This is a genomic window from Cytobacillus sp. C11.1 (assembly GCF_058145115.1).
The window spans coordinates 1,287,183-1,307,682 of record NZ_CM176935.1 but is presented as its reverse complement, the minus strand read 5'-3'; the positions used below and the strand labels follow the sequence as shown (position 1 = coordinate 1,307,682).

Annotated in this window: 16 protein-coding genes; 3 read left to right on the top strand and 13 right to left on the bottom strand. The window is 43.0% G+C overall.

Annotation, left to right across the window (positions count from 1 at the left end; translation table 11 throughout):
* Positions 1–15: 15 nt before the first annotated feature.
* From AC3ZVC_RS06485 to AC3ZVC_RS06475, 3 genes are read right to left on the bottom strand one after another with little or no spacing between them, the layout of a single operon-like run.
* Positions 16–822, bottom strand: coding sequence for an IclR family transcriptional regulator (locus tag AC3ZVC_RS06485; protein WP_490067255.1), 807 nt, complete (start codon positions 820–822; stop codon positions 16–18).
* A complete protein-coding gene (locus AC3ZVC_RS06480) occupies positions 819–1,838 on the bottom strand; it encodes an ABC transporter ATP-binding protein (RefSeq protein ID WP_490067254.1) in 1,020 nt (339 codons plus the stop codon). Before AC3ZVC_RS06480 ends, AC3ZVC_RS06485 begins: the two co-directional genes overlap by 4 nt.
* Complete coding sequence (locus AC3ZVC_RS06475) at positions 1,835–2,824, bottom strand: ABC transporter ATP-binding protein (protein WP_490067252.1); 990 nt, start codon at positions 2,822–2,824, stop codon at positions 1,835–1,837. Before AC3ZVC_RS06475 ends, AC3ZVC_RS06480 begins: the two co-directional genes overlap by 4 nt.
* Before the next feature lie 363 nt (positions 2,825–3,187).
* On the opposite strand from AC3ZVC_RS06475, the gene treR reads away from it, so the two are divergent.
* The gene (gene treR / locus AC3ZVC_RS06470; protein WP_490067251.1) at positions 3,188–3,910 is read left to right on the top strand and encodes a trehalose operon repressor; all 723 of its coding nucleotides are present in this window, start codon (positions 3,188–3,190) and stop codon (positions 3,908–3,910) included.
* A gap of 37 nt (positions 3,911–3,947) precedes the next feature.
* Here the strand turns inward: treR and AC3ZVC_RS06465 are convergent, their stop codons facing one another.
* Positions 3,948–5,681 (bottom strand): amylo-alpha-1,6-glucosidase, encoded by a 1,734-nt coding sequence (locus AC3ZVC_RS06465; RefSeq protein WP_490067250.1) that lies wholly within the window; start codon positions 5,679–5,681, stop codon positions 3,948–3,950.
* 127 nt (positions 5,682–5,808) lie between these two features.
* Between AC3ZVC_RS06465 and AC3ZVC_RS06460 the strand changes: the two genes are divergently transcribed.
* Together AC3ZVC_RS06460 and AC3ZVC_RS06455 are read left to right on the top strand one after the other, a co-directional pair.
* Positions 5,809–7,254: a PTS transporter subunit EIIC gene (locus tag AC3ZVC_RS06460; RefSeq protein ID WP_490067249.1), complete on the top strand. Its 1,446-nt coding sequence runs from the start codon at positions 5,809–5,811 to the stop codon at positions 7,252–7,254.
* A gap of 464 nt (positions 7,255–7,718) precedes the next feature.
* Positions 7,719–9,248, top strand: coding sequence for a Na+/H+ antiporter NhaC family protein (locus AC3ZVC_RS06455; RefSeq protein ID WP_490067247.1), 1,530 nt, complete (start codon positions 7,719–7,721; stop codon positions 9,246–9,248).
* Between the two features lie 68 nt (positions 9,249–9,316).
* Here AC3ZVC_RS06455 and AC3ZVC_RS06450 read toward each other — a convergent pair whose 3' ends face one another.
* From AC3ZVC_RS06450 to codB, 9 genes are all read right to left on the bottom strand, one after another.
* Positions 9,317–10,708, bottom strand: coding sequence for a sigma-54-dependent transcriptional regulator (locus tag AC3ZVC_RS06450; RefSeq protein ID WP_490067246.1), 1,392 nt, complete (start codon positions 10,706–10,708; stop codon positions 9,317–9,319).
* Positions 10,705–12,840, bottom strand: a complete 2,136-nt coding sequence (locus tag AC3ZVC_RS06445; protein WP_490067245.1) for a sensor histidine kinase — start codon at positions 12,838–12,840, stop codon at positions 10,705–10,707. The genes AC3ZVC_RS06450 and AC3ZVC_RS06445 overlap by 4 nt, the downstream gene beginning before the upstream one ends.
* Before the next feature lie 144 nt (positions 12,841–12,984).
* A complete protein-coding gene (locus AC3ZVC_RS06440) occupies positions 12,985–13,905 on the bottom strand; it encodes a glycine betaine ABC transporter substrate-binding protein (RefSeq protein ID WP_490067244.1) in 921 nt (306 codons plus the stop codon).
* 24 nt (positions 13,906–13,929) lie between these two features.
* Complete coding sequence (locus AC3ZVC_RS06435) at positions 13,930–14,673, bottom strand: ABC transporter permease (protein ID WP_490067243.1); 744 nt, start codon at positions 14,671–14,673, stop codon at positions 13,930–13,932.
* Positions 14,674–14,685: 12 nt separating this feature from the next.
* A complete protein-coding gene (locus tag AC3ZVC_RS06430) occupies positions 14,686–15,651 on the bottom strand; it encodes an ABC transporter ATP-binding protein (RefSeq protein WP_490067242.1) in 966 nt (321 codons plus the stop codon).
* An 85-nt stretch (positions 15,652–15,736) separates the two neighbouring features.
* Positions 15,737–16,390 carry an ABC transporter permease gene (locus AC3ZVC_RS06425; protein ID WP_490067241.1) on the bottom strand — a complete coding sequence of 218 codons (654 nt, stop codon included), beginning with the start codon at positions 16,388–16,390 and terminating at the stop codon, positions 15,737–15,739.
* Between the two features lie 615 nt (positions 16,391–17,005).
* Complete coding sequence (gene yiaA / locus AC3ZVC_RS06420) at positions 17,006–17,476, bottom strand: inner membrane protein YiaA (RefSeq protein WP_490067239.1); 471 nt, start codon at positions 17,474–17,476, stop codon at positions 17,006–17,008.
* Between the two features lie 172 nt (positions 17,477–17,648).
* The gene (locus AC3ZVC_RS06415) at positions 17,649–18,917 is read right to left on the bottom strand and encodes a cytosine deaminase (protein WP_490067237.1); all 1,269 of its coding nucleotides are present in this window, start codon (positions 18,915–18,917) and stop codon (positions 17,649–17,651) included.
* Positions 18,907–20,175, bottom strand: a complete 1,269-nt coding sequence (codB, locus tag AC3ZVC_RS06410; RefSeq protein WP_490067235.1) for a cytosine permease — start codon at positions 20,173–20,175, stop codon at positions 18,907–18,909. The genes AC3ZVC_RS06415 and codB overlap by 11 nt, the downstream gene beginning before the upstream one ends.
* Positions 20,176–20,500 lie beyond the last annotated feature (325 nt).

The window sequence follows — 20,500 nt, the reverse complement described above, 5'->3', positions numbered from 1 at the left end:
TCCCCCTGTAATTATTTAGTTTATTTTTATTTTTCCTCCATAAGGATATGGAAGGTTATAACCAATCTCTTTTGAAATGCCGGCTGCCGCTTCCCAAAGAGGCCCTAAGAAACGATCAACCTTATCTCTTGGAAATGATGTTGAAAATCCGGCAATGCTTAGCGAGTAAGAAACGGTTCCGTACCGGTCAAAAATCGGAACGGCTATGGAGACAGTGCCTTCCTCCAGTTCGGAATCACTGTAAGCAAAACCGGTCTCTCTTGTTTCTTTTACCAACTCAAGAACTTCTTCTTTTGTTTTCGCTGTTTGGCTTGCATAGGGAATGATGGGATTTTTCAGCACCTCTGCAATTTGCTCATCCGGCAAAAAGGAAAGAAGGGTGCGTGTGCAGGCCCCAGCGTACAGAGGCGCTTGCCTGCCGACTCTTGTATAAAGCCGGACAGGGCGAGTGCTTTCAACTTTCTCCAAATATATACCTGCATTTTGTTCCCGAATGACCAACTGGACTGCTTCATTAAACATCCCCTGCAAATTTTTCATATAAGGAAGCGCGATTCGGCGAATCTCAAATCGTGCCGCAACCCGTTCCCCCATCTCCAGGAATTTGATGCCTAACCCATATCTCTCGCCATCCATAACCATTCCATCCTGATGAAAGGTAACACGCTGCAAATAGCCGAATTCGGCAAAGGTTCGTAAAAGGCGAAAGGCGGTTGCCTTAGGAATTCCTAAGGTCCTTGAGATTTCATCCAGCCTCCAGTAAGGTTTTTCATCTGTGAAAACTTCTAAGAGGTGGAGTCCTTTTTCAATTGTTTTGCTCATACTGGTTCTCCTGCTACTACAGTTTTTTTCCCAACTTCAGTATATAAATGGCAGGACACTGCATGCTGGTCTTCCACCGTCTGAAGGGTTGGCTGATCCGTTGTACAGACATCCATGCAGGAAGCACAGCGAGGATGGAATGTACATCCGCTTGGAGGATTCGAAGGGCTTGGTACATCTCCTTTTAATATAATCCTCTTCTTTTTCTTAAGCGGATGAGGGCTTGGCAGTGCAGAAAGCAGCGCTTCAGCATATGGATGCATTGGCTTATCGTATAAACGATTCTTTTCTGCAATTTCGACCATTTTGCCAAGATACATAACACCAATTCGATCGCAGAAATGTTTAACAACACTTAAGTCGTGGGAAATAAAGATATATGTAAGACCCAGCTCTTTCTGTAAATCCCTCATTAAATTAAGGACTTGTGACTGAATCGATACATCCAGCGCTGATACTGGCTCATCCGCAATAATTAATTTCGGTTTAGAAATAAGGGCTCTGGCGATTCCGATCCGCTGGCGCTGACCGCCGGAAAACTCATGCGGGAAGCGTGTAAGCTGTGCAGGTGTCAGGCCAACCTGGTCCGCAACTTCCAATAATCTTCTTTCTCTTTCCTTGCGATCGGTCACCCCGAAATTAATAAGAGGCTCTTCAATAATGTCCCGAACCCTCATTCTTGGATTCAGTGAAGCGAAAGGATCCTGGAAAACAATTTGAATATCCTTCCGCAATGTTCTCATTTCACTGTTATTAAGCTCGGCAAGGTTTCGGCCTTGAAAATAGATGTTTCCTTCAGTCGGTTCAAGCAGACGTAAGATTGTTCTGCCTGTTGTACTCTTTCCGCAGCCTGACTCTCCAACAATCCCAAATGTTTCACCTTCCATAACGTCAAAGGAAACTCCGTCAACTGCTTTTACATGCTGAAGCGTTTTGTTTCCAAAAATGCCGCCTTTAACCGGAAAGTGCTTTTTCAAGTTTTCTACTTTTAATAGAACGTTTTGTTCTTCTGTCATGTTGCGGTCACCTCCGACTCTTTCTCTTCAAAAAGCCAGCATTTAACCTGTGAACCTGACTCTGTTTCAAAAAGCGGCGGGGTTTCGTTACAGCGTTCGTGGGCTAAAGTACAACGCGGTGCAAATCGGCAGCCGGCTGGCATATTACCTGGTGCCGGTACGACTCCCGGTATGGAAGATAAATATTCCTTTTGTTCATCCACATCTGGCAAAGAAGCAATTAACCCTCTTGTATAAGGATGCTTTGGATTGTCAAACAGCTCTATAACCAAAGATTCTTCAACAATTTCCCCTGCATACATCACGATTACGCGGTCACACATTTCTGCTACAACACCCAAGTCATGTGTAATCAGGACGATCGACATATGCAGTTTATTCTGTATATCCTTCATCAGCTCCAGGATCTGTGCTTGAATCGTGACATCTAACGCAGTCGTTGGCTCGTCCGCAATCAGTACCTCTGGATTGCACGAAAGAGCAATCGCAATCATAACCCTTTGGCGCATACCGCCTGAAAGCTGGTACGGGTACTCATCCAGCACTTGTTCCGGCCTTGGAATCCCGACTAACTTCAGCATTTCCAATGCCCGTGCCCTGGCAGCTTTCTTGGAAACCTTCTCATGGCTTAAAACCATCTCCATAATCTGTTCCCCAATGGTATAAACAGGATTTAAAGAACTCATCGGCTCCTGGAAAATCATTGAGATTTTTTTACCACGGATCTTTCTCCAATCCTTTTTCATAAAATTCTTAAAGTGAAGATCCCCTAAGCGGACATCACCATCATGCCTCTCAACTCCGGGAGGCAAAAGGCCCATCAAAGAAAGCGAAGTCATACTTTTCCCGCAGCCCGATTCTCCTACGATTCCGAGAGTCTCCCCTTTATGAAGATGAAAACTAATTCCGTTAACAATGGCTATTTTCTCGCCATCATCCTGGATCCCAACTTTTAACTTATCAACCTCTAAAACTCTTTGAACCATTATGACACTCCTAACGGTTTCATTTTATGAAATGCAATTTCATTTTTTGTATAATTTAAATCATATTTAATAATCCGAATATTTTCAATAGTATTTGGCAAAAAAGTTAGATAATTTCGTAAAAACATTAAGAAATAAGAACTAAAAAGGAAATAACTTCTTGTTATTTCTAATAAGTGGGAATGGTACCAGGTACCTATACCAGTTGTCCTAACTGGTATAGGTACCTGGTACTTGCCTCTGAGGTTTTGGTACTAAAATGTTAGGATTAAAAAAATTTGTTATTATATAATTATTCCTAAGAACAATAGGATTTGCTTTTATGTTCGTAAAGGATATGTACTACAATTACCGGGAGTTATCATGGCTAAAATTAAATATCTTGAGATATACACTGATTTAAAAACCAAAATTAACAGCAAGGTATACACGTTCCAGCAGCTGCTTCCTTCTGAGAATACCCTGATCAAACAGTATGACTGCTCCAGAAATACCGTTCGGCGGGCAATTGCCAATCTGGTTTCCGATGGGTATGTCCAAACCATTCATGGGCAGGGCGTGCGTGTGATTTATCAGGAACTCAAGCAGAAAGAATACTTGTTTGGCGGCATTGAAACGTTTAAGGAGTCTTCGATCAGAAATAAAAATAAATACCGGACAGAGGTTGTCCTTTTTAATGAATTAACAGCGGACGAAGAAATTGCACAGCTCACCTCCTTCCCGATTGGCACCGAAATCTATTATCTGCAAAGGGTCCGGTACCTGGATGAAAAGCCTTTGATTATTGACAACAACTATTTTCGAAAAGAAATTGTAAAAGATTTAACAAAGGAAATTGCCGAGGATTCCATCTACGAATACATGGAGAATGAGTTAAAGGAAAGCATCATTACAACGAAAAGAATGATGACGGTTGAAAAAATAAATGAGCTGGATCAAACCTATTTAAACCTGCAGGATTACAATTGTGTAGCGGTTGTCACCAATTTTACCTTTAACGCGGATGGCGTGATGTTTGAATTCACCCAATCCAGGCATACGCCTGACTCCTTCGTGTTTTTCGAGCAGGCACAGAGGATAAAATAAAAAGATCCCCGGCACATGATGGGTGCCGGGGACTTTTTTATGCAGAGGCTTGCTGTATTTTAGCAGCCAGATAAATGAACGTGCTTGCCGTCCAAGTAAAGGATGGATCTCTTAACCCCTCACCTGTAAGGGCATTGAAGTTTTCTGCAAAGCCATTCTGATGAACAAGCTCGCAATATTTTTCACTAACGGACAGCGCCGCCTCTGTTTCGCCGCATCTTTCCAGTGCATCGATGAGAATAAGCGTAGTTGGTGCCCAGATGGCACCGCGCCAATAGGCATCATCCTGATAAAGGCTGCTGTCAACCGCTTCTGAAGCAATGCCCCATTCTGTTGTATATTTGTCGCTCTTTATGATCTCAACCATTTTCTTTCTGGCAGAAGCCGGAAGTTTATCTGCGATCAAAAGAGACATAAGCGGCAGGAAACTCTCGCTTTCGATCACTTCGCCTGTAGACATGATACGCGCAGCAGGAAGATCATCCACAAGGAAGTAAGAACAAAACAGGTCTGTCAGCCGTTTTGATTCCTGTTCCCAATAGCTCTTTTCTTCTGATTTCCCCAGCTTTTCCGCGGCCATTGCCAGCATATCCATATCCTTGATTAAAAAAGCAGTCAGGTCTGGAGAATCAATAATATTGGCATTTCTGAACACCGTACTATTATCCTGGCCTGAATCATTGCCATGATGATATTCCGGAATGCCATCTTCATTAGAATCCTTATAGGTCAGATAAAACTGCACCTGTTTCTCAATTTGACGGTAAATGGTCTCAAGCTGCTCCGTTGAAAAATCCATTTTTTCCATCATTTTTGTATAAGCCCAGCCGTGAACAGGCGGTTTGGCAAAGTTCCAGCGCATGGTGGAGTCACTGAGAGAACCAGGGATTTGCCCAAGCTCGTCCTGATAATCAAACAGGACAGCCATTTGATCCCACGCCAATTTAGGATCTACTTCGGCTAAAGCAATCGCATTGAAGCAGTGGTCCCAGCTCCATGTGCCAAGAAAATAGTTATTGGAAACAAACATCGTATCCCGCTTCAGGTACCCTTCCGGTTTAACGAAAGAAGACCAATTAATGTACGCCGCATTGATTTGGGTATCCTTATATTTTTCTGCTGCCTCTGGCAATTTGCTGCAATAGTCAGCAAACGCCTTCCTGCTGTTTTCAAGGGATTGCTCAAAGCTGTATTCCCGCTCGGCAGGCTTCCCGCCATGTGTTGGAAGGTCCTCGATCACACATAAAAACCCGCTTCCATCCACAGATGAGATATCAATGGCTGACTGATTTTCTGCCTCATTTGTGCTCCCTCTGCTGTCCATGTAAACGTCCTGATTTAAAACAACTTGTCCATTAGGGCAGAAAATCATAAATTTTGTCAGGTTTTTATAGCTGTTGACGATGCAGTACTCGCTGCCTTTTTTCCCTAATAAATAATTATATTCAAAGTTGTAGACAGGCTGTGTGTCCAGACGCAGTCCAGTCTTTTCTCCTGTCCCTTTAATAATCATTTTCGAATCACTATCGAAACAGATAGAGATTTCTCCGCCTGGGAAACGCAGTGAAATCTGATTATAGTCTGCTATGTATTCGTAATCAACGGGTGCTCCGCTGACTGTTGGAATCAGCTTTAACACATTCATATGGCTTCTTGACTTGCCTCTTAATGAGTTTAAATAAAGGCCTGTTTTCAATGCCTCCTCATGCTCCTGAAAGGCAAGAGCCATATAAGAGCCATAAAAGCTTAACGGTGTTTTGGTTATATCCATGATAGCCGGACACTCCTTAAAATTTTTTCAAAATTCATTTGTATATACAAGTAAAGTATATTATACTGAACTTGTTTAAACAAGTTGGCCGTAAATGAAAGCCATTACATAGCGAGGTGTTTACCATATGTCAAAATTAAATGAAAACGTTTCCTCCATTATCGAAAACATCGGAGGAGCAGAAAACGTTGTAACCGCAACACACTGTGTCACCCGACTGCGATTAGTGCTGGATAACGAAGAACTGGTCGATGTGAAGAAATTGGAAGAAAATGACCTTGTAAAGGGAACCTTCTCTGCAAGCGGCCAGTTTCAGGTCATCATCGGACCAGGATTGGTTGAGAAAGTATATGCAGAATTTGTAAAACAAACAGGCACAGAAGAAGTATCTTCAGAGGAATTAAGAGAAATTACATCTAAAAAGAAAAACGTCATTCAAAGAGGCGTTCGAGTTCTGGCGGACATTTTCATCCCGATCCTGCCAGCCATCGTTGCAGCCGGTTTACTAATGGGATTAAACAATGTCCTGGCCAATCCTGGCATCTTTTATGAAGGAAAATCGGTACTCGATGTCCATACAGAATGGTCCGGTTTTGCAGGAATTATTAATCTGATCTCCAATACCGCCTTCACTTTCCTTCCTGCACTCATTGCCTTCTCTGCAGCAAAGAAATTCGGCGGAAACCCTGTACTGGGAATCGTGCTTGGCCTGATCATGGTTCATCCTGAACTGATGAATGCCTATGCCTTTGCATCTGACCCAGGCTCAGTAGAAAAATGGAATCTGTTTGGATTTGAAATTGCAAAAGTAGGTTACCAGGGACAAGTTATCCCGGTTCTGTTTGCAGCGTATCTTCTGGCAACACTTGAGAAGAGTTTAAGACGAGTCATTCCGGAAAGCCTGCAGCTATTGGCTGTTGCGCCGATTGCCCTGATTATTACGGGGATTGCAACATTTACAGTTATTGGACCTGTTACCATGACAGGAGCGAACTGGATTACAGATGGAATTTTATACTTATTCGATGTTTCACCAGTATTGGCAGGCGCTGTCTACGGATTAATTTCACCGCCGCTTGTTATTACCGGAATGCATCACTTATTCCTGGGTGTAAATCTGCAAATGGCAGGCTCACTAGGCTATGTAACGCTATGGCCGATCGGCGAAACCGTTACTTTAGCACAAGGTATCGCAGCCTTAACCATGTTCTTCTTAATTAAAAACAATAAAAAACTAAAAAGCGTATCCCTTTCTGCAACCGTTTCCGCGTGGCTGGGCATCACCGAGCCGGCGATCTACGGGGTTAACCTGAGATTCAGATACCCATTTATTGCGGTCATGATCGGAAGCGCCATCGGAAGCGCATACCTTGCCTTTATGGACGTAAAAGCCACTTCAGTAGGTGTCGGCGGAATGTTGTCATTCCTATCTGTATTCCCGGAACACTGGGGCTCCTACTTTACTGGAATGGCCATTACCGCAGTCATTACAGTAGGATTAACCTTGCTGTTTAGTAAAGGGAAGATGTTTAAATCAAAGGAAGTTGAAGCAGAAGTGAAGAGAGCTGCTTAAGAGTTTGAGAGAGCCCGGTAGATGACCGGGCTTTTTTTGTGGGGTTGGCGGTGGTATTTGATTCACTAGCACTTTATTTTTAATGAAATGCTTGGTATAAAACTATCAACTTGCCCGCAAATTCCGGACTAGCCGTTCCTGATTACATGTATTCGCCAAATTCAAATGTTTATTCGTAAGTTTAAGTGATTTGTTCGCAAGTTTTACTAGTTTGTTCGCAAATTTCCGCTGTTTATTTGTGAGTTTCACAGTTTTATTCTTAAAGTTCACAATTTGGCAATGTCCTCATCCTGATTGGCATATTCAATCAAACGTTTGATTGAATCCCCTGCTTGCAATCATGTCATACTTCCAGTCCTTTTCTCCTTTTCTAAAAAAACACAAAAATTGTATTGCATAAATAATATATTTATTGCATAATTACTCATAGTTTAATTTCCATATTCTACTAGGAGGACATGCTCATGGAACACTTAGGCTGGTTATCTGTCATTCCGCCATTGCTGGCAATTATAGCGGCGATCGTAACCAAAAACGTTATTATTTCATTATTTTTAGGTTCATTTTCAGGTGTCTTAATTTTAGCAAAGGGTCTGCCGCTCACAGCAACTAAGACCATGATCGGTGACTATTTGTTTGTTCAGCTGACAGACAGTTATAACGCCGGTGTGCTGGTATTGCTAGTTTTTATCGGCGGATTTGTCGCGCTGATGGAGAAGTCTGGCGGAGCTGCCGCGTTTGCGGAAAAAGTAATTAAGTATCTAAACACTAAAGCCAAAACGCAATTGGCTGCCTGGTTTGGCGGGATTGTTATTTTTTTCTCGGATCTCGGCACCCCGCTTTTGGTTGGACCTATTTTTGAAAAGGTATTTGATAAAGCAAAGATATCAAGGGAAAAATTAGCCTGGATCATCGATTCAACGGCTTCCCCAGTTGCCGTCCTCATTCCATTCATCGGATGGGGCGTATACATCATGGGACTCATTCAAAAAGAGTTTGAAGGACTGAGCATTGCTGAATCAGATTGGGATGCATTTATCCAGGCAATCCCTTATCAATTTTATCCAATCCTAACTGTTCTGATGGTGCCGCTTGTGGCATTTACAAAACTGGAGTTTGGTGCAATGGCGAAAGCCGAAAAGCGGGTAAAAGAAACGGGTGCACTGTATTGGCCTGATTCCAAGCCGATGAGAAAACCGGACAGTTTTAACGAGTTAAAAGAAACAAAAAGCAAGCCTATCCTCATCTGGCTGCCGTTGCTCGTCCTGCTTGTAACCTTATTCGGTATGCTGATTCCGCTTGGGTTCCCATTCCAAAAGATTGAAGGAAGCGCCTTCCGGGTGGCTCTTACAACCGCTTATTTATTTGCTGGCATTCTGTTAATTGTCATGATGGTATTTTACAAGGTTAAAAAGTTTGGAGAAGCTTTTGATATTTATGTATCAGGCATGCAAAAGATGATGTATGTGGCTGCTACACTCGTGCTGGCCTGGTCTCTTGGCACAGTCATGAAGAATCTGGGAACCGCCAATTACATGGTAGAAATCATGGATGGAAATGTCCCTGCCTTCATCGTCCCTGCGATCTTATTCCTTGCAGGCGCATGCATGTCTTTTGCGACCGGAAGCTCATGGGGCACATTCGCGATCATGATGCCTTTGGCCATCCCTATGGCGTTCCATCTGGATGCATCCATCTATGTATGTATCGGGGCAGTTTTATCTGGAGGACTATTCGGTGATCACTGCTCACCTATCTCGGATACAACGATTTTATCCTCTACCGGAGCAGGAAGCGATCACATGGACCACGTAAAAACACAGCTTCCTTACGCGATTTTGAATGGATCTGCTGCACTTGCTGCTTATCTTGTCGCTGGGCTAGTTGCAAATACCATCTCACTTGCAGTTGCGATTGTAATCATGGTTTTAGCCGTTTATGTTTTAGCAAAATGGCAAAATAAGAACAATACTCGGACACCCATGAATATGTAATAATCAGCAAGCCCTATTCCTCTTTAGGAACAGGGCTTTTATTTTGGAAAGATTCTAGGTACAAAACTCTACTTCCTGCCCCTACCAATCTTATATTTTCTAATCTTATACAATAACCCTTGCCTGGTAATGCCAAGTACTTCTGCGGCACGTGACTGGTTGCCGTTTTCGCTATCGAGGGCTGTTTCGATAACTTCCTTTTCAACCTGTTCCAGATGCTCTGTTAAGGAGAAGTCCTCATCAAGCTCCAGCGGCGCAGCTGGTGTTCCATCTGCTTCCTCTCCGGAGAAGTAGTTTACAACCTCCAGCGGAAAATCCTCCAGCCGCAATTGACCGGCTGGTGAGAGGACAGCTGCCCTTGACAAGGCATTTTGAAGCTCCCGGATGTTGCCGGGCCATGGATATTGGGTTAATTTTGTTAACAGGTCTTTTGATAGTGAATAATTCTGGTTATGTTCTTCTTCAAACTCTGCCAAAAACTGCTCAATCAGCAGCGGGATGTCCTCTGTGCGTTCGCGCAGCGGCGGCAGTGTGATCCCGATTATATTTAACCGGTAATACAGATCCTCACGGAAATCCCCGTTTTGGACCATTTCCCATAAATTTCGGTTCGTTGCCGCAATGATGCGGACATCCGAAAATTCTTCCTTGGAAGTGCCAAGTGGCGTAAAGGTTTTATCCTGTGCGAACTGCAGAAGCTTCGCCTGTACATCAAGCGATATCTCGCCAATCTCATCCAGAAATAAAGTTCCTTTATCAGCAGCTGCACATTTCCCTTCCTGCGATCGGATCGCACCGGTAAAAGCTCCTTTTTCATAGCCAAATAATTCGCTTTCGAGAAGGTTCGAGGGAATGGCTGCACAATTCACCTTAATGAACGGTCCTTCCCTGCGTGTGCTATCCAGATGTACAGCATGGGCACATCTCGATTTCCCAGTCCCACTCTCACCCTCCAGTAAAATAGTGATGTCCTGAGAAGCGACGCGTTCAATCAGAGAATATACCTCTTGCATTTTAGGACTTTTCCCAATCATTCCATGGAGATTATATTTTTGCTGAACAGCCTGTTTCAGCTCTTTATTTTCTTTTTTTAAATTTTTCATTTCAAAGGCTCTTTCAATAACGACCTTTAATTCGTCCGCCTTAATGGGTTTTGTTAAGTAGTCATAAGCTCCCATCTTCATGGCTTTAACTGCATCCTCGATATCCCCGTAGGCTGTGCAGGCGACAAACGCGGTATCAGGATAGTTTGGCGCCCATTTTTCGAGGAGTTTTAATCCTGTCGTATCGGGCAGGAGAAAATCCAGCAAAACAAGATCGACACTTTTTCCCTTTATCAGCTCTTCAGCCAATTTCCCTGTCTCCGCTTCGATGACATCGTAGCCTTCCTTTTTTAGGGTCAGCTTTGTCAGACGGCGGAATTTCTCATTGTCTTCAACTAACAAAATCGTCTTTTTCATTGTGAATCGCCTTTCTCATGCTTTTTCAAAGAAATCAGGAAGGTTGTCCCTTCACCCATCTCACTTTCAACTTCGATATGACCATTATGGGAAGAGATGATATCATGGGTAATCCATAATCCCAGCCCCGTGCCTTCTTGTTTGGTCGAAAAGAACGGATTAAAGATCCGCTTGATCTTTTGCTGGGGAATTCCGATCCCATCATCCTTCATTTCTATTTCAATCGTACCATGATTCGCTTCTCTCATCGCAACGGAGACCTGCCCATGCTGGGAGACCGCTTCTATACTATTAATAAAAATATTGATGAAAGCTTGAATCATCTGATTTCTGTCGCCTTTAACGAAATACTCTTCCCCTTCAGCCTCCATGGTGGCATTGATTTGCTTTTTCCTGAACTGGTGGGATAAAAGCTGTAACGTTTCAGCGGCTAATGTTTTGATGTTAAATACGGATTCATCCTTCTTATTCTCCCGGCTAAACTGCAGAAATCTCCTAACGAGGAGGTCCAGACGCTGAATTTCGTCCTGGATATCCTTCGCTGCTTCAGAGATAATCTCAACCGAAGCATCCCCATCCTCTGCTGAAACAGCAAGATCTTTTATTTCGCTCGCGATTAAATCACTGGCCAGCTGGACTGTTCCGAGCGGATTTTTCACTTCGTGAGCAAGCCCGGCCGTCATTTGGCCGATAGCAACGAGCTGCTCAGAGCGTTGAATATGCTTTTCAAGCTGCCTGATTTTTGTCACATCCCAAAAGGTTGTGAGCACACCAATCACTTCATGTTTTTCATCCAGTAAAGGCGAGCTTGACTGCTTGATAATCTTTTTGCCAAATTCATTTTCAAACGTAAAATCATCTTCAAGGCCATCAAATTTCCTGGAAACATGCTTGCAATGTTCAAAATGATCTCTGAAAAACTGCGGCAGGACCGAGATTGATTTTCCGGTTAAATCTTTATTGGTGGCGTTAAGCAGGTCTTTTGCCGTTGTATTCATGGAGGTAATGAACCCTTCAGGATTAATGGCAATAACTCCAAAAGGAAACGACTCTAGTATAAGCTGCAAATGACGCTCGTGGGATTTCAGACTTTCCGCCATATATTTCATCGTACTGGACAATGTCTTAATTTCATCTTCTTTCTCCAAAACAGGAGCAAACCACTCTCCGCCCCGGGCATAGCTGGCCGCCTCATTTGTAAGAGTTTTAATCGGCTTTATGATCCAGCGTATACCGAAAACAAGCAGTGTCAGCGCGGCTAAGAAAATCAGGATGAATCCCTGCAATAATATATTTTTCAAGGAAGAAATAACGGCATCTGCCTCTTCCAGCGGAATGGAAGTAGCTGTGTAAAAAGGCAGGCGGTCTATGGGATTATAGGCCACTAAAGATTCTTCACCCCAAAGTTCTCCCCTGTACACCCCGGTCCGGTCCAAAACGGCTTCCCGCGAAAACGAATAGTCCTCAAGAGGACTGCCCGATTTGCTGAAATCATTTGTATCAAACAAGACCTTCCCATCCTGGCTAAAAAGAAAACTATGGCCGGAATCACCGATTACATTTTGCGTAAAATACTTTTGCAGATAAACAAGGCTGACGTATGCAATCAATCCTCCTTTCACTTCCCCAGCTTCATCTGCTTGAAAAGGAACAAGAATTAATAAGGTTGGCTCGCCGTTCATTTCTTCCATTGAATCGGCTACAAATGAGCTGCGCCGCCATGTAAGCTCCTCATATAACTCTTCCTCGGCAGCGCTAAGCTTGGCATCCGCTTCCTGAAAAGGAGCATTATATTCAATTCTTCCATTCTCATTGATCATGTGGATTCTTTTAAAAAAGGGATCGTTCACCGCCAATTTGGTCAAAAACTCTTCCAATGTCCCTTTTTCGCCATATTGCCGTCTATTATCAGCGATATTCTCCAGCAGCTGAATTTTAAAATTAAATAAATCACTTGTCTTTTCTGACATGACTTTCGTGACCTGTATAGCTTGATTCTCTGTCTGTTCTTTAATAATGTCTCTTGACGAAGTGACAGCAAAAATAAAGATGATCAGGATAGGAATAAAAATAATGACTGTCGTTAAATATAGGAATCTTTTGGTTAGTCGTGATGGAAAAAGCCGTTTCATCGATTTCCCCTTTCTAAAAGGAAGGAATTTTCTATTACCTTTATACCATACACTTTGGCTCATGGGGGGGCATCCAATATAAAGGAAGAACTTAGTAGAATCTATTAAAAAGGAGGAAACCTTTTCAGTTTCCTCCCTGCTGTCTTATTCTTCAATTAAACCATTCTCAGTAAGCCACGCTCTCGCAACTTCTGTTTCGCTTTTTTCCTCAATATCAACTTGATAGTTTAAGTCTGTCATTGTTTCAGTGTCCAGTTTTTCCGCTAATGGCTTCAGCAGCTCTTCCAATTCAGGATATTTTTCAATAGTTTCCTCATGAATCGTGATAGCAGCATTATAGGCAGGGAAAAATTGCTTGTCATCCTCAAGGTTTACGAGCTTAAACGCTTTGATGCGGCTATCAGTAGCAAAGCCTGTTGCCACATCAACCTGCCCATCCCTTAGTGCCTGATAGAAAAGACCAACGTCCATCTTCTTCAGATTGGAAGAACCAAATTTAAATCCATATGCCTTTTCCACGCCTTTAACTCCATCCGGTCTAGTCGCGAATTCAGCATCTGTTCCTAAAGATAAATTCTTGCCAGCATTTAAATAATCGGCCAAATCACTAATAGACTGAATTCCAAGCTCACTCGCTTTGCCTTCCTTCATCATTAGCGTGTATGTGTTATTGACTGAAGATGGATCAAGCCACACAATCCCGTTTTCCTTGTCAACTTCTTTTACCTTTTCATAGGCTTTCACTGAATCTGAAATCGGATCAAGCTTGTTATAAGTTACAAGACTCGTTCCAGTATATTCCCAATAAAGGTCTACCTGTTTATTTTCCAAAGCCTGGCGGACAACCTGGCTTGCCATATTGCTTTTCTCTTCGATTTCGTAACCATTTTCCTTTAAGTAAATTGCAAGGATTTTAGAAAGAACAAATTGTTCCGTGAAGTTTTTTGCTCCAACGACAAGTTTTTTGTCAGTAGCAGAAGCAGATGAATCTGATTCGCTGCTGCATGCGGCTAGCAGCGACAGCAATAACGTTACTATTACGGCAAATGATAAAATCTTTTTCATTTTGGTTATCCCCCTAATATAGTCTTAATCTGAGACTGTTACCGATTGCCTCAATCCTTTTGAAACAATCAGTTTCTCAGCCACTCTTATCAGCTGATCGGCAAAAAGAGCAAGCAGTGTAACCGGGATGGCACCGGATAACAGATAAGAGTTGTCCCTCATCATGATTCCAGTGAAAATCCAGTCACCCAGTCCGCCGCCTCCTACTAAATAAGCTAAAGCAGCCGTTCCGATATTAATGACAACTGCTGTTCGGATCCCTGCCATAATGGGATAAGCAGCGTTTGGCAATTCAATTTTTAAAAGTATTTGTGCTGGTGTATAGCCAATTCCTTTCGCAGCATCCAGCAGATCTGGATCAATCGACTTAATCCCAGCCACCGTATTTCTTAAGATTGGCAATAAAGAATATAGAAACAGGGCAAAAACCGCAGGCTTAAAGCCGATTCCCATCCAGGTCATCGCCAGTGCCAGAATAGCCAGGCTGGGAATGGTCTGTCCGAGGTTTGCTGTATTCATAAATAGCCATTGAAGCTTTTGAAATTTCGGTCTTGTGACCAATATGCCCATCGGAATCGCCAGCACAATGGCCAGGAATGAAGACAAAGCCACCATATTGATATGCTGTTTTAATAGAAAAATAAATCCCTCTGAATCATCAAAGATTAGCTGGTAATAACCTGATTTAAAGGACCAGGCAATAAAGCTCATAACCATCGTAAAGAGAGCGAGCTTGATGATAAAAGAAACTAAGCGTTTATTGTTCATGCTATCTCTCCCCTATTTAATATGGTGATGCAAGTATGCCTCTACATCATCAATCTGCATGGCACCGATCAGCTTGTTGTTTGCCTGCACAACCAATTGATCGGCCTCCTGGTTCAGGAGAATGGATAAGGCATCCCGTAAATTCGTTTCGACCGTAATCGTCTTTTTATTATGCTTCTGCAGTCCGTCCACTTTTCTCAGCATCCGCTCTGAAACCAAATCCTTTACGGTATGAAGACTTAAGCTTTTAAGCGCCCGATCCTGTCCGACAAATTCACGGACAAATTCATTCTTCGGACGCGCTAGCAGCTCGCTTGGAGAATCATACTGCATCAGCTGTCCATCCTTGAAAATCGCAATGCCATCGCCCATTTTAATCGCTTCATCAATATCATGGCTGACAAACAGAATCGTCTTTTTCACTTCCTGCTGAATTTGCAAAAATTCATTTTGAATGCGGGAGCGAATCACCGGATCCAATGCTCCAAATGGTTCGTCCATTAACATAACAGGCGGGTCTGCGGCCATGGCACGGGCAATCCCCACCCTTTGCTGCTGCCCTCCTGAGAGCTCGTGCGGGTATCTCTTGCGGTACTCATCAGGATTTAACCCTACAAGGTCCATTAAATAGTTATACCGATCTGCTTTTTTCTTACGGTCCCAGCCAATTAAATTAGGGACTGCCATCACATTGTCTTCAATCGTCATATTGGGGAACAGGCCATTATGCTGGATGACATAGCCAACATTCCGTCTGAGCTCAATTTGATTCAGGGAATTGACATCTGTTCCATTTACAAAAATCTTCCCCTCTGTAATCGACTCCAGCCTATTTACCATTCGTAATGTCGTCGTTTTTCCGCAGCCTGAAGGCCCCAGAAAGACGACAATATTCCCTTCAGGAACATCAAAGCTTACATTATCAACGGCTTTCACCTTATCGCCATACACTTTAGTGACTCCATCAAATTTAATCATGCTCTCACCTCATCTTACTTGTAATTTGTGTTCAAAAAGGAGGAGAAAATCTCGAAAGCTATTCCGGCCTTTTGAACATCATTTATTATTGTTGAAACCCTTTTGGCGTCATCCGTTTCTGAAGAACCCCCAGCAAGCCATCCGTCACAATAGCCAGGATGGAAATCGCGATGGCGCCGGCCAATACCATTGTTGTATTGGATCTGGAAATACCCTGATTGATCAGCACACCAAGGCCGCCAGCTCCAATAAACGCTGCAATGGCGCCGATTCCGATATTCATGACCACAGCCTGCCTAACACCTGCCATAATAATAGGAAGGGCATTGGGAATCTCAACCCGCAGAAGGCGCTGCATCGTGCTCATTCCCAGTCCAATGGCGGCATCACGAATATTGGGATCGACGTTATTGATGGCTACATATGTATTACGGATAATCGGCAATTGCGAATACAAAATAAGGGCGATTACTGCCGGCACAAACCCTATCCCCTGATTAATAATGGATAAAATCGGAATCATAATCCCAAAAAGGGCAATACTCGGAACGGTCATAATAACATTTGCTACCTGCAAGACCGTCTCGGCCAGCTCCTCATTCGTCGTCAGATAAATGCCAAGCGGCAGGCCAATGGCAATTGCGATAAAAACAGAAAGCCCAACAAGCTGAAGATGCTCTGCACTATAAGCCCATATCGAAGCCTGATTCTCTATAAAATAGTTCATTAGATCATTCATTACTCTACACCCCCTCAAGCTTCACGATTGTACATTTATTATAGATGCAAGACTCGTGCCAACTTTTTAAAAAGCAATAAAATAGCGCCCAAACCCTGAAATTGCAAAGGGTCTAGACGCTTTCAATAAAAATGGCTGAAAGTATGAAATTTCGCTTTACGCAAAGAATTTTTACAAATTTGTTAAAATATTTTTACAGAAATGAGATTTTGGTGAAAGATTTGTAACACTTATTTGTTAGTTACCCTGTTTTCGATAGAAAAAACAGCTTTTTTAAGAATGGTCATATTTTTCTAGATTTAGCTCTCCTAATCCAGATTGATCTATTCAATCAAACGTTTGATTGAATCCCTAATGGTTGATGGCGTCTGTCTTGACTATATGGCTGTGAATGCACCGCGGAGCTTCGGACCGCTTATGTCGCTGAGTCCCTGTAGCGGAAATCAACAGGCCAAATATTATAGAGGTATTACCGATCGAAAAAGGTGCCCCAAAGCTATACTTATGGGACACCCTTTTTCTTTATTAGCAATGTCAAAATAGAGGAAAGAACCTGTCTTTCCATAGACAAATTACTTCTTCAAGATTATCCGCGTTAAATTAACAGAAGATAACTCAGCCTCTTTCCTTCGCCCTCTGCGTATCCCGAATATTCTTCTGAACCGTTACAGCAGCAAATAAACTAAGAATAAATGACATCGCATAAAACCCTTTTTCGCTTAAAACAATACTTCCTGCATTGTATAAGCCGATGGCCATCAATGAAATGGATACGATAAGGGCAAACCAGCTAATTCCATAATAAATGCCTGTTACGGGGATTCCTTCCTCTTTATCTCTTACTGCTTTTTGTAAAGACACGGCTGCATAGAGTCCGAACACTAAAACGGCAAAATAATAGCCTTTTTCGTTCAATTGCATGGATGCGTTAAACAAGCCGATGAGATAAGCTGTAACACCTACCAGCAATGCTCCCCAGGATGCCCCTTTGAACGCTGGAGTCGGTTCTCCCTCTTTCCGTTCGATTTTTATTTTTGAATCATTTTGTTTTCCGTTATCTAATAAAACATCATGATCATTGGACATTGAATGTCTCTCCTCCATCCCTTTGTATGCTCTTTCCTTAATCTATTATATAGAAATTTCTTACAAATAATATATAATTTATCCTAATCTTTAAATATTCAACAAAGTGATTCAATCAAACTTTTCCCTAATAAAAAAACTAGCTCCTCAGAAGAGCTAGTCCTTCAATCCTCTATTTTCTAAAATCAACTGTTTCCGCTGTTTCCCCCAGATGAATGGCAGTGGCACTCGGTTTTGTTTCCGCAATCACTTTGCCATTTCGAATGGAATACCGTACAGCCGCCTGCTTGCGAATCGCTTCATATTCATTCTCAGCATCCAGCACGATCAGGTTAGCTGGCTTTCCGACTTCAATTCCGTAGTTGTCTTCAATATTCAATGTCTTAGCACTATTATCAGTAATCAAATCAAATGAGTTTACGATTTGCTCGTAGCCCATTAATTGCGTAACGTGGATGCCCATGTGCAAGACCTGCAGCATATTGCCCGTCCCCAGCGGATACCAAGGATCAAAGATATCATCATGACCAAAGCTTACGTTTAGCCCGGCTTCCAGCAATTCTTTCACCCTCGTAATCCCTCTGCGTTTTGGATACGTATCAAAGCGACCCTGCAGGTGGATGTTCACGAGCGGGTTGGCCACAAAGTTAATATTTGATAGCTTTAACAGCCTGAACAATTTATACGTGTATGCATCATTATATGAACCCATTGCCGTTGTATGGCTGGCGGTTACCCGATTGCCTAATCCGCGTTCATAGGCTTCCGCAGCGACAACCTCCACAAACCGGGATTGCTCATCATCGATTTCATCACAATGGATGTCAACAAGGCGGTCATATTTTTCAGCCAGGTCAAAAGCTGTTTTCATGGAGGAAACGCCGTATTCTCTTGTGAACTCAAAATGCGGGATGCCGCCAACAACATCAGCTCCCATTTTCAGCGATTCCTCCAGCAGCTCAGCTCCGCTCGGGTAGGAATTGATTCCCTCCTGCGGAAAAGCGACCAGCTGCAAGTCTACATAGGAAGACATTTCTTCCTTTACTTCCAAAAGTGCTTTTAATGCCGTTAAGCTCGGATCCGTTACATCCACATGTGTGCGGACATGCTGGATTCCCTGTGCCATTTGCCACTTCAAGGCCGTTTTCGCTCTCGTTTTTACATCTTCATGCGTCAGTGTTTCTTTTCTCTGCGCCCATCTTTGGATGCCTTCAAACAAAGTTCCGCTCTGATTCCACTCCGGCTCACCCGCCGTCAGGGTTGTGTCCAGATGGATATGCGGCTCGATAAAAGGTGCAGAGACAAGGGAACCCTCTGCATCGAGGATTTCCTGTCCTGCTCCCTCCACTTCATCTTTTGAAATGTCTTGAATTTTTCCATCCTGTATCGCTATATTCCATAAGCCTTCTTTGCCTCTAAGCTTTGCGTTTTTAATAATCACTTCTTAGCTCACCTTCTCTGACTGTATTCTTAACCTGTAACCCGGCAGCCGCTTTTGAAACCAGTACAAACGTGATGGCTGAACCTAACAGCGCGTTAACCGGCGGAATTCCCGGTACTAGATTCGCAATGGCTACTCCAGCGGCCCAGGCAACGATAGCCACCCAATTGACAGCTTTAAATTTCATGTCTGCAAAATTCTTATATTCTCCGCGATTTACAATGAAGTAATCTGCCAAAATGATCGCTCCGATAGATGGCAGTGTTGAGCCGAGAATGGTCAGGAAGCCAACAAAGTTGTTATATAACCACATGGCTGCAATCGTTCCTACGATTCCGTTGAAGATGACAACCTTACTTTTTGAGATTTTTAAAATGCTGGCAAACCCTAGTCCTGATGCATATAGTGCATTATCGTTTGTCGTCCAGATGTTTAATCCAAGAACCAGAATCGCTGGGAGGATCAATTTTTGGATGAACATAACCTCTGAAATATCAGACTGTCCTGTTGCGATTGCCCCGATTGCTCCAAAGATGAACATGACAGAGTTTCCAATAAAGAAGGCAATCACGGTTGAAACCACCGCTGTACGTTTTGTATTTGAAAAGCGTGCAAAATCCGGAGTCAATGTCCCTGCGCTGATAAAAGATCCGACACAGATCGTTAATGCTGCTGCAAGCCCAATCGCTTCAGTCGGCTGATATTGCATAAGGCCTTCCAAACCGCCTGCTGTTTCAGTTGCCTTAAAGACTGAGAAGCTTCCCAGAATGGTGATTAACGGTACTGCGATAAAGCTGAGAATTGCCAGTGCCTTCATTCCGAAGAAGGCCGTTGCTGTCATTAAAAGTCCTGCCACTAAAATCAGCATATTGGCATCAAGCCCTGTTACCTTTTGAACCGGAAGAGCAAACATAGCAACCCCTACGCCAAACCAGCCAACCTGTGTAGCAGCCAGCAGGAAGGAAGAAAGATAAGAGCCTTTTTCACCAAAAGCATAACGGGTAAGCAAATGCGTTGATAAACCTGTTTTTGCCGCAATATAAGCAAGTGCTCCTGTATAAGCACCTAAGATTAAGTTACCTGCCAAGACGATTCCGATAAATTGCATGAAGGTTAACCCTGTTCCAAGTGTTCCGCCTGACCACATGCTTGCCGAGAAGAAGGTCAGTCCCAGCATCACCACAAGCATTTTCCAAAAACCGCTGCGATGCCCCTGAGGTACCGCCTCTAACGAAAAATCCAAATCTACTTTCTTCATACCAATTCCTCCATTCGTTTTTTGAAACTGGTACCGAAGGATTTCTTCGATATTAATAGACGGTGGAAAAGAAAAAGGCTTCTCGCCGTTTTCCGACAAGAAGCCTTTTTCCTCATGAAGAACCCCTGGGCAGGATACACCTCACCCAATGATTATCATAATTCCGCTGTCCTTGTCAGCCTCACGGGACTGAATTAAAGGTACCAGTATTTAATTGTTTACTATTATTTCAGAAAAAAAGGATTGTGTCAATACCACTCAATTGGAAGTTACTGGGCTGTGATCAAAGGAAAAGGGTACTAGCCTTGGCCAGCACCCTTCTATT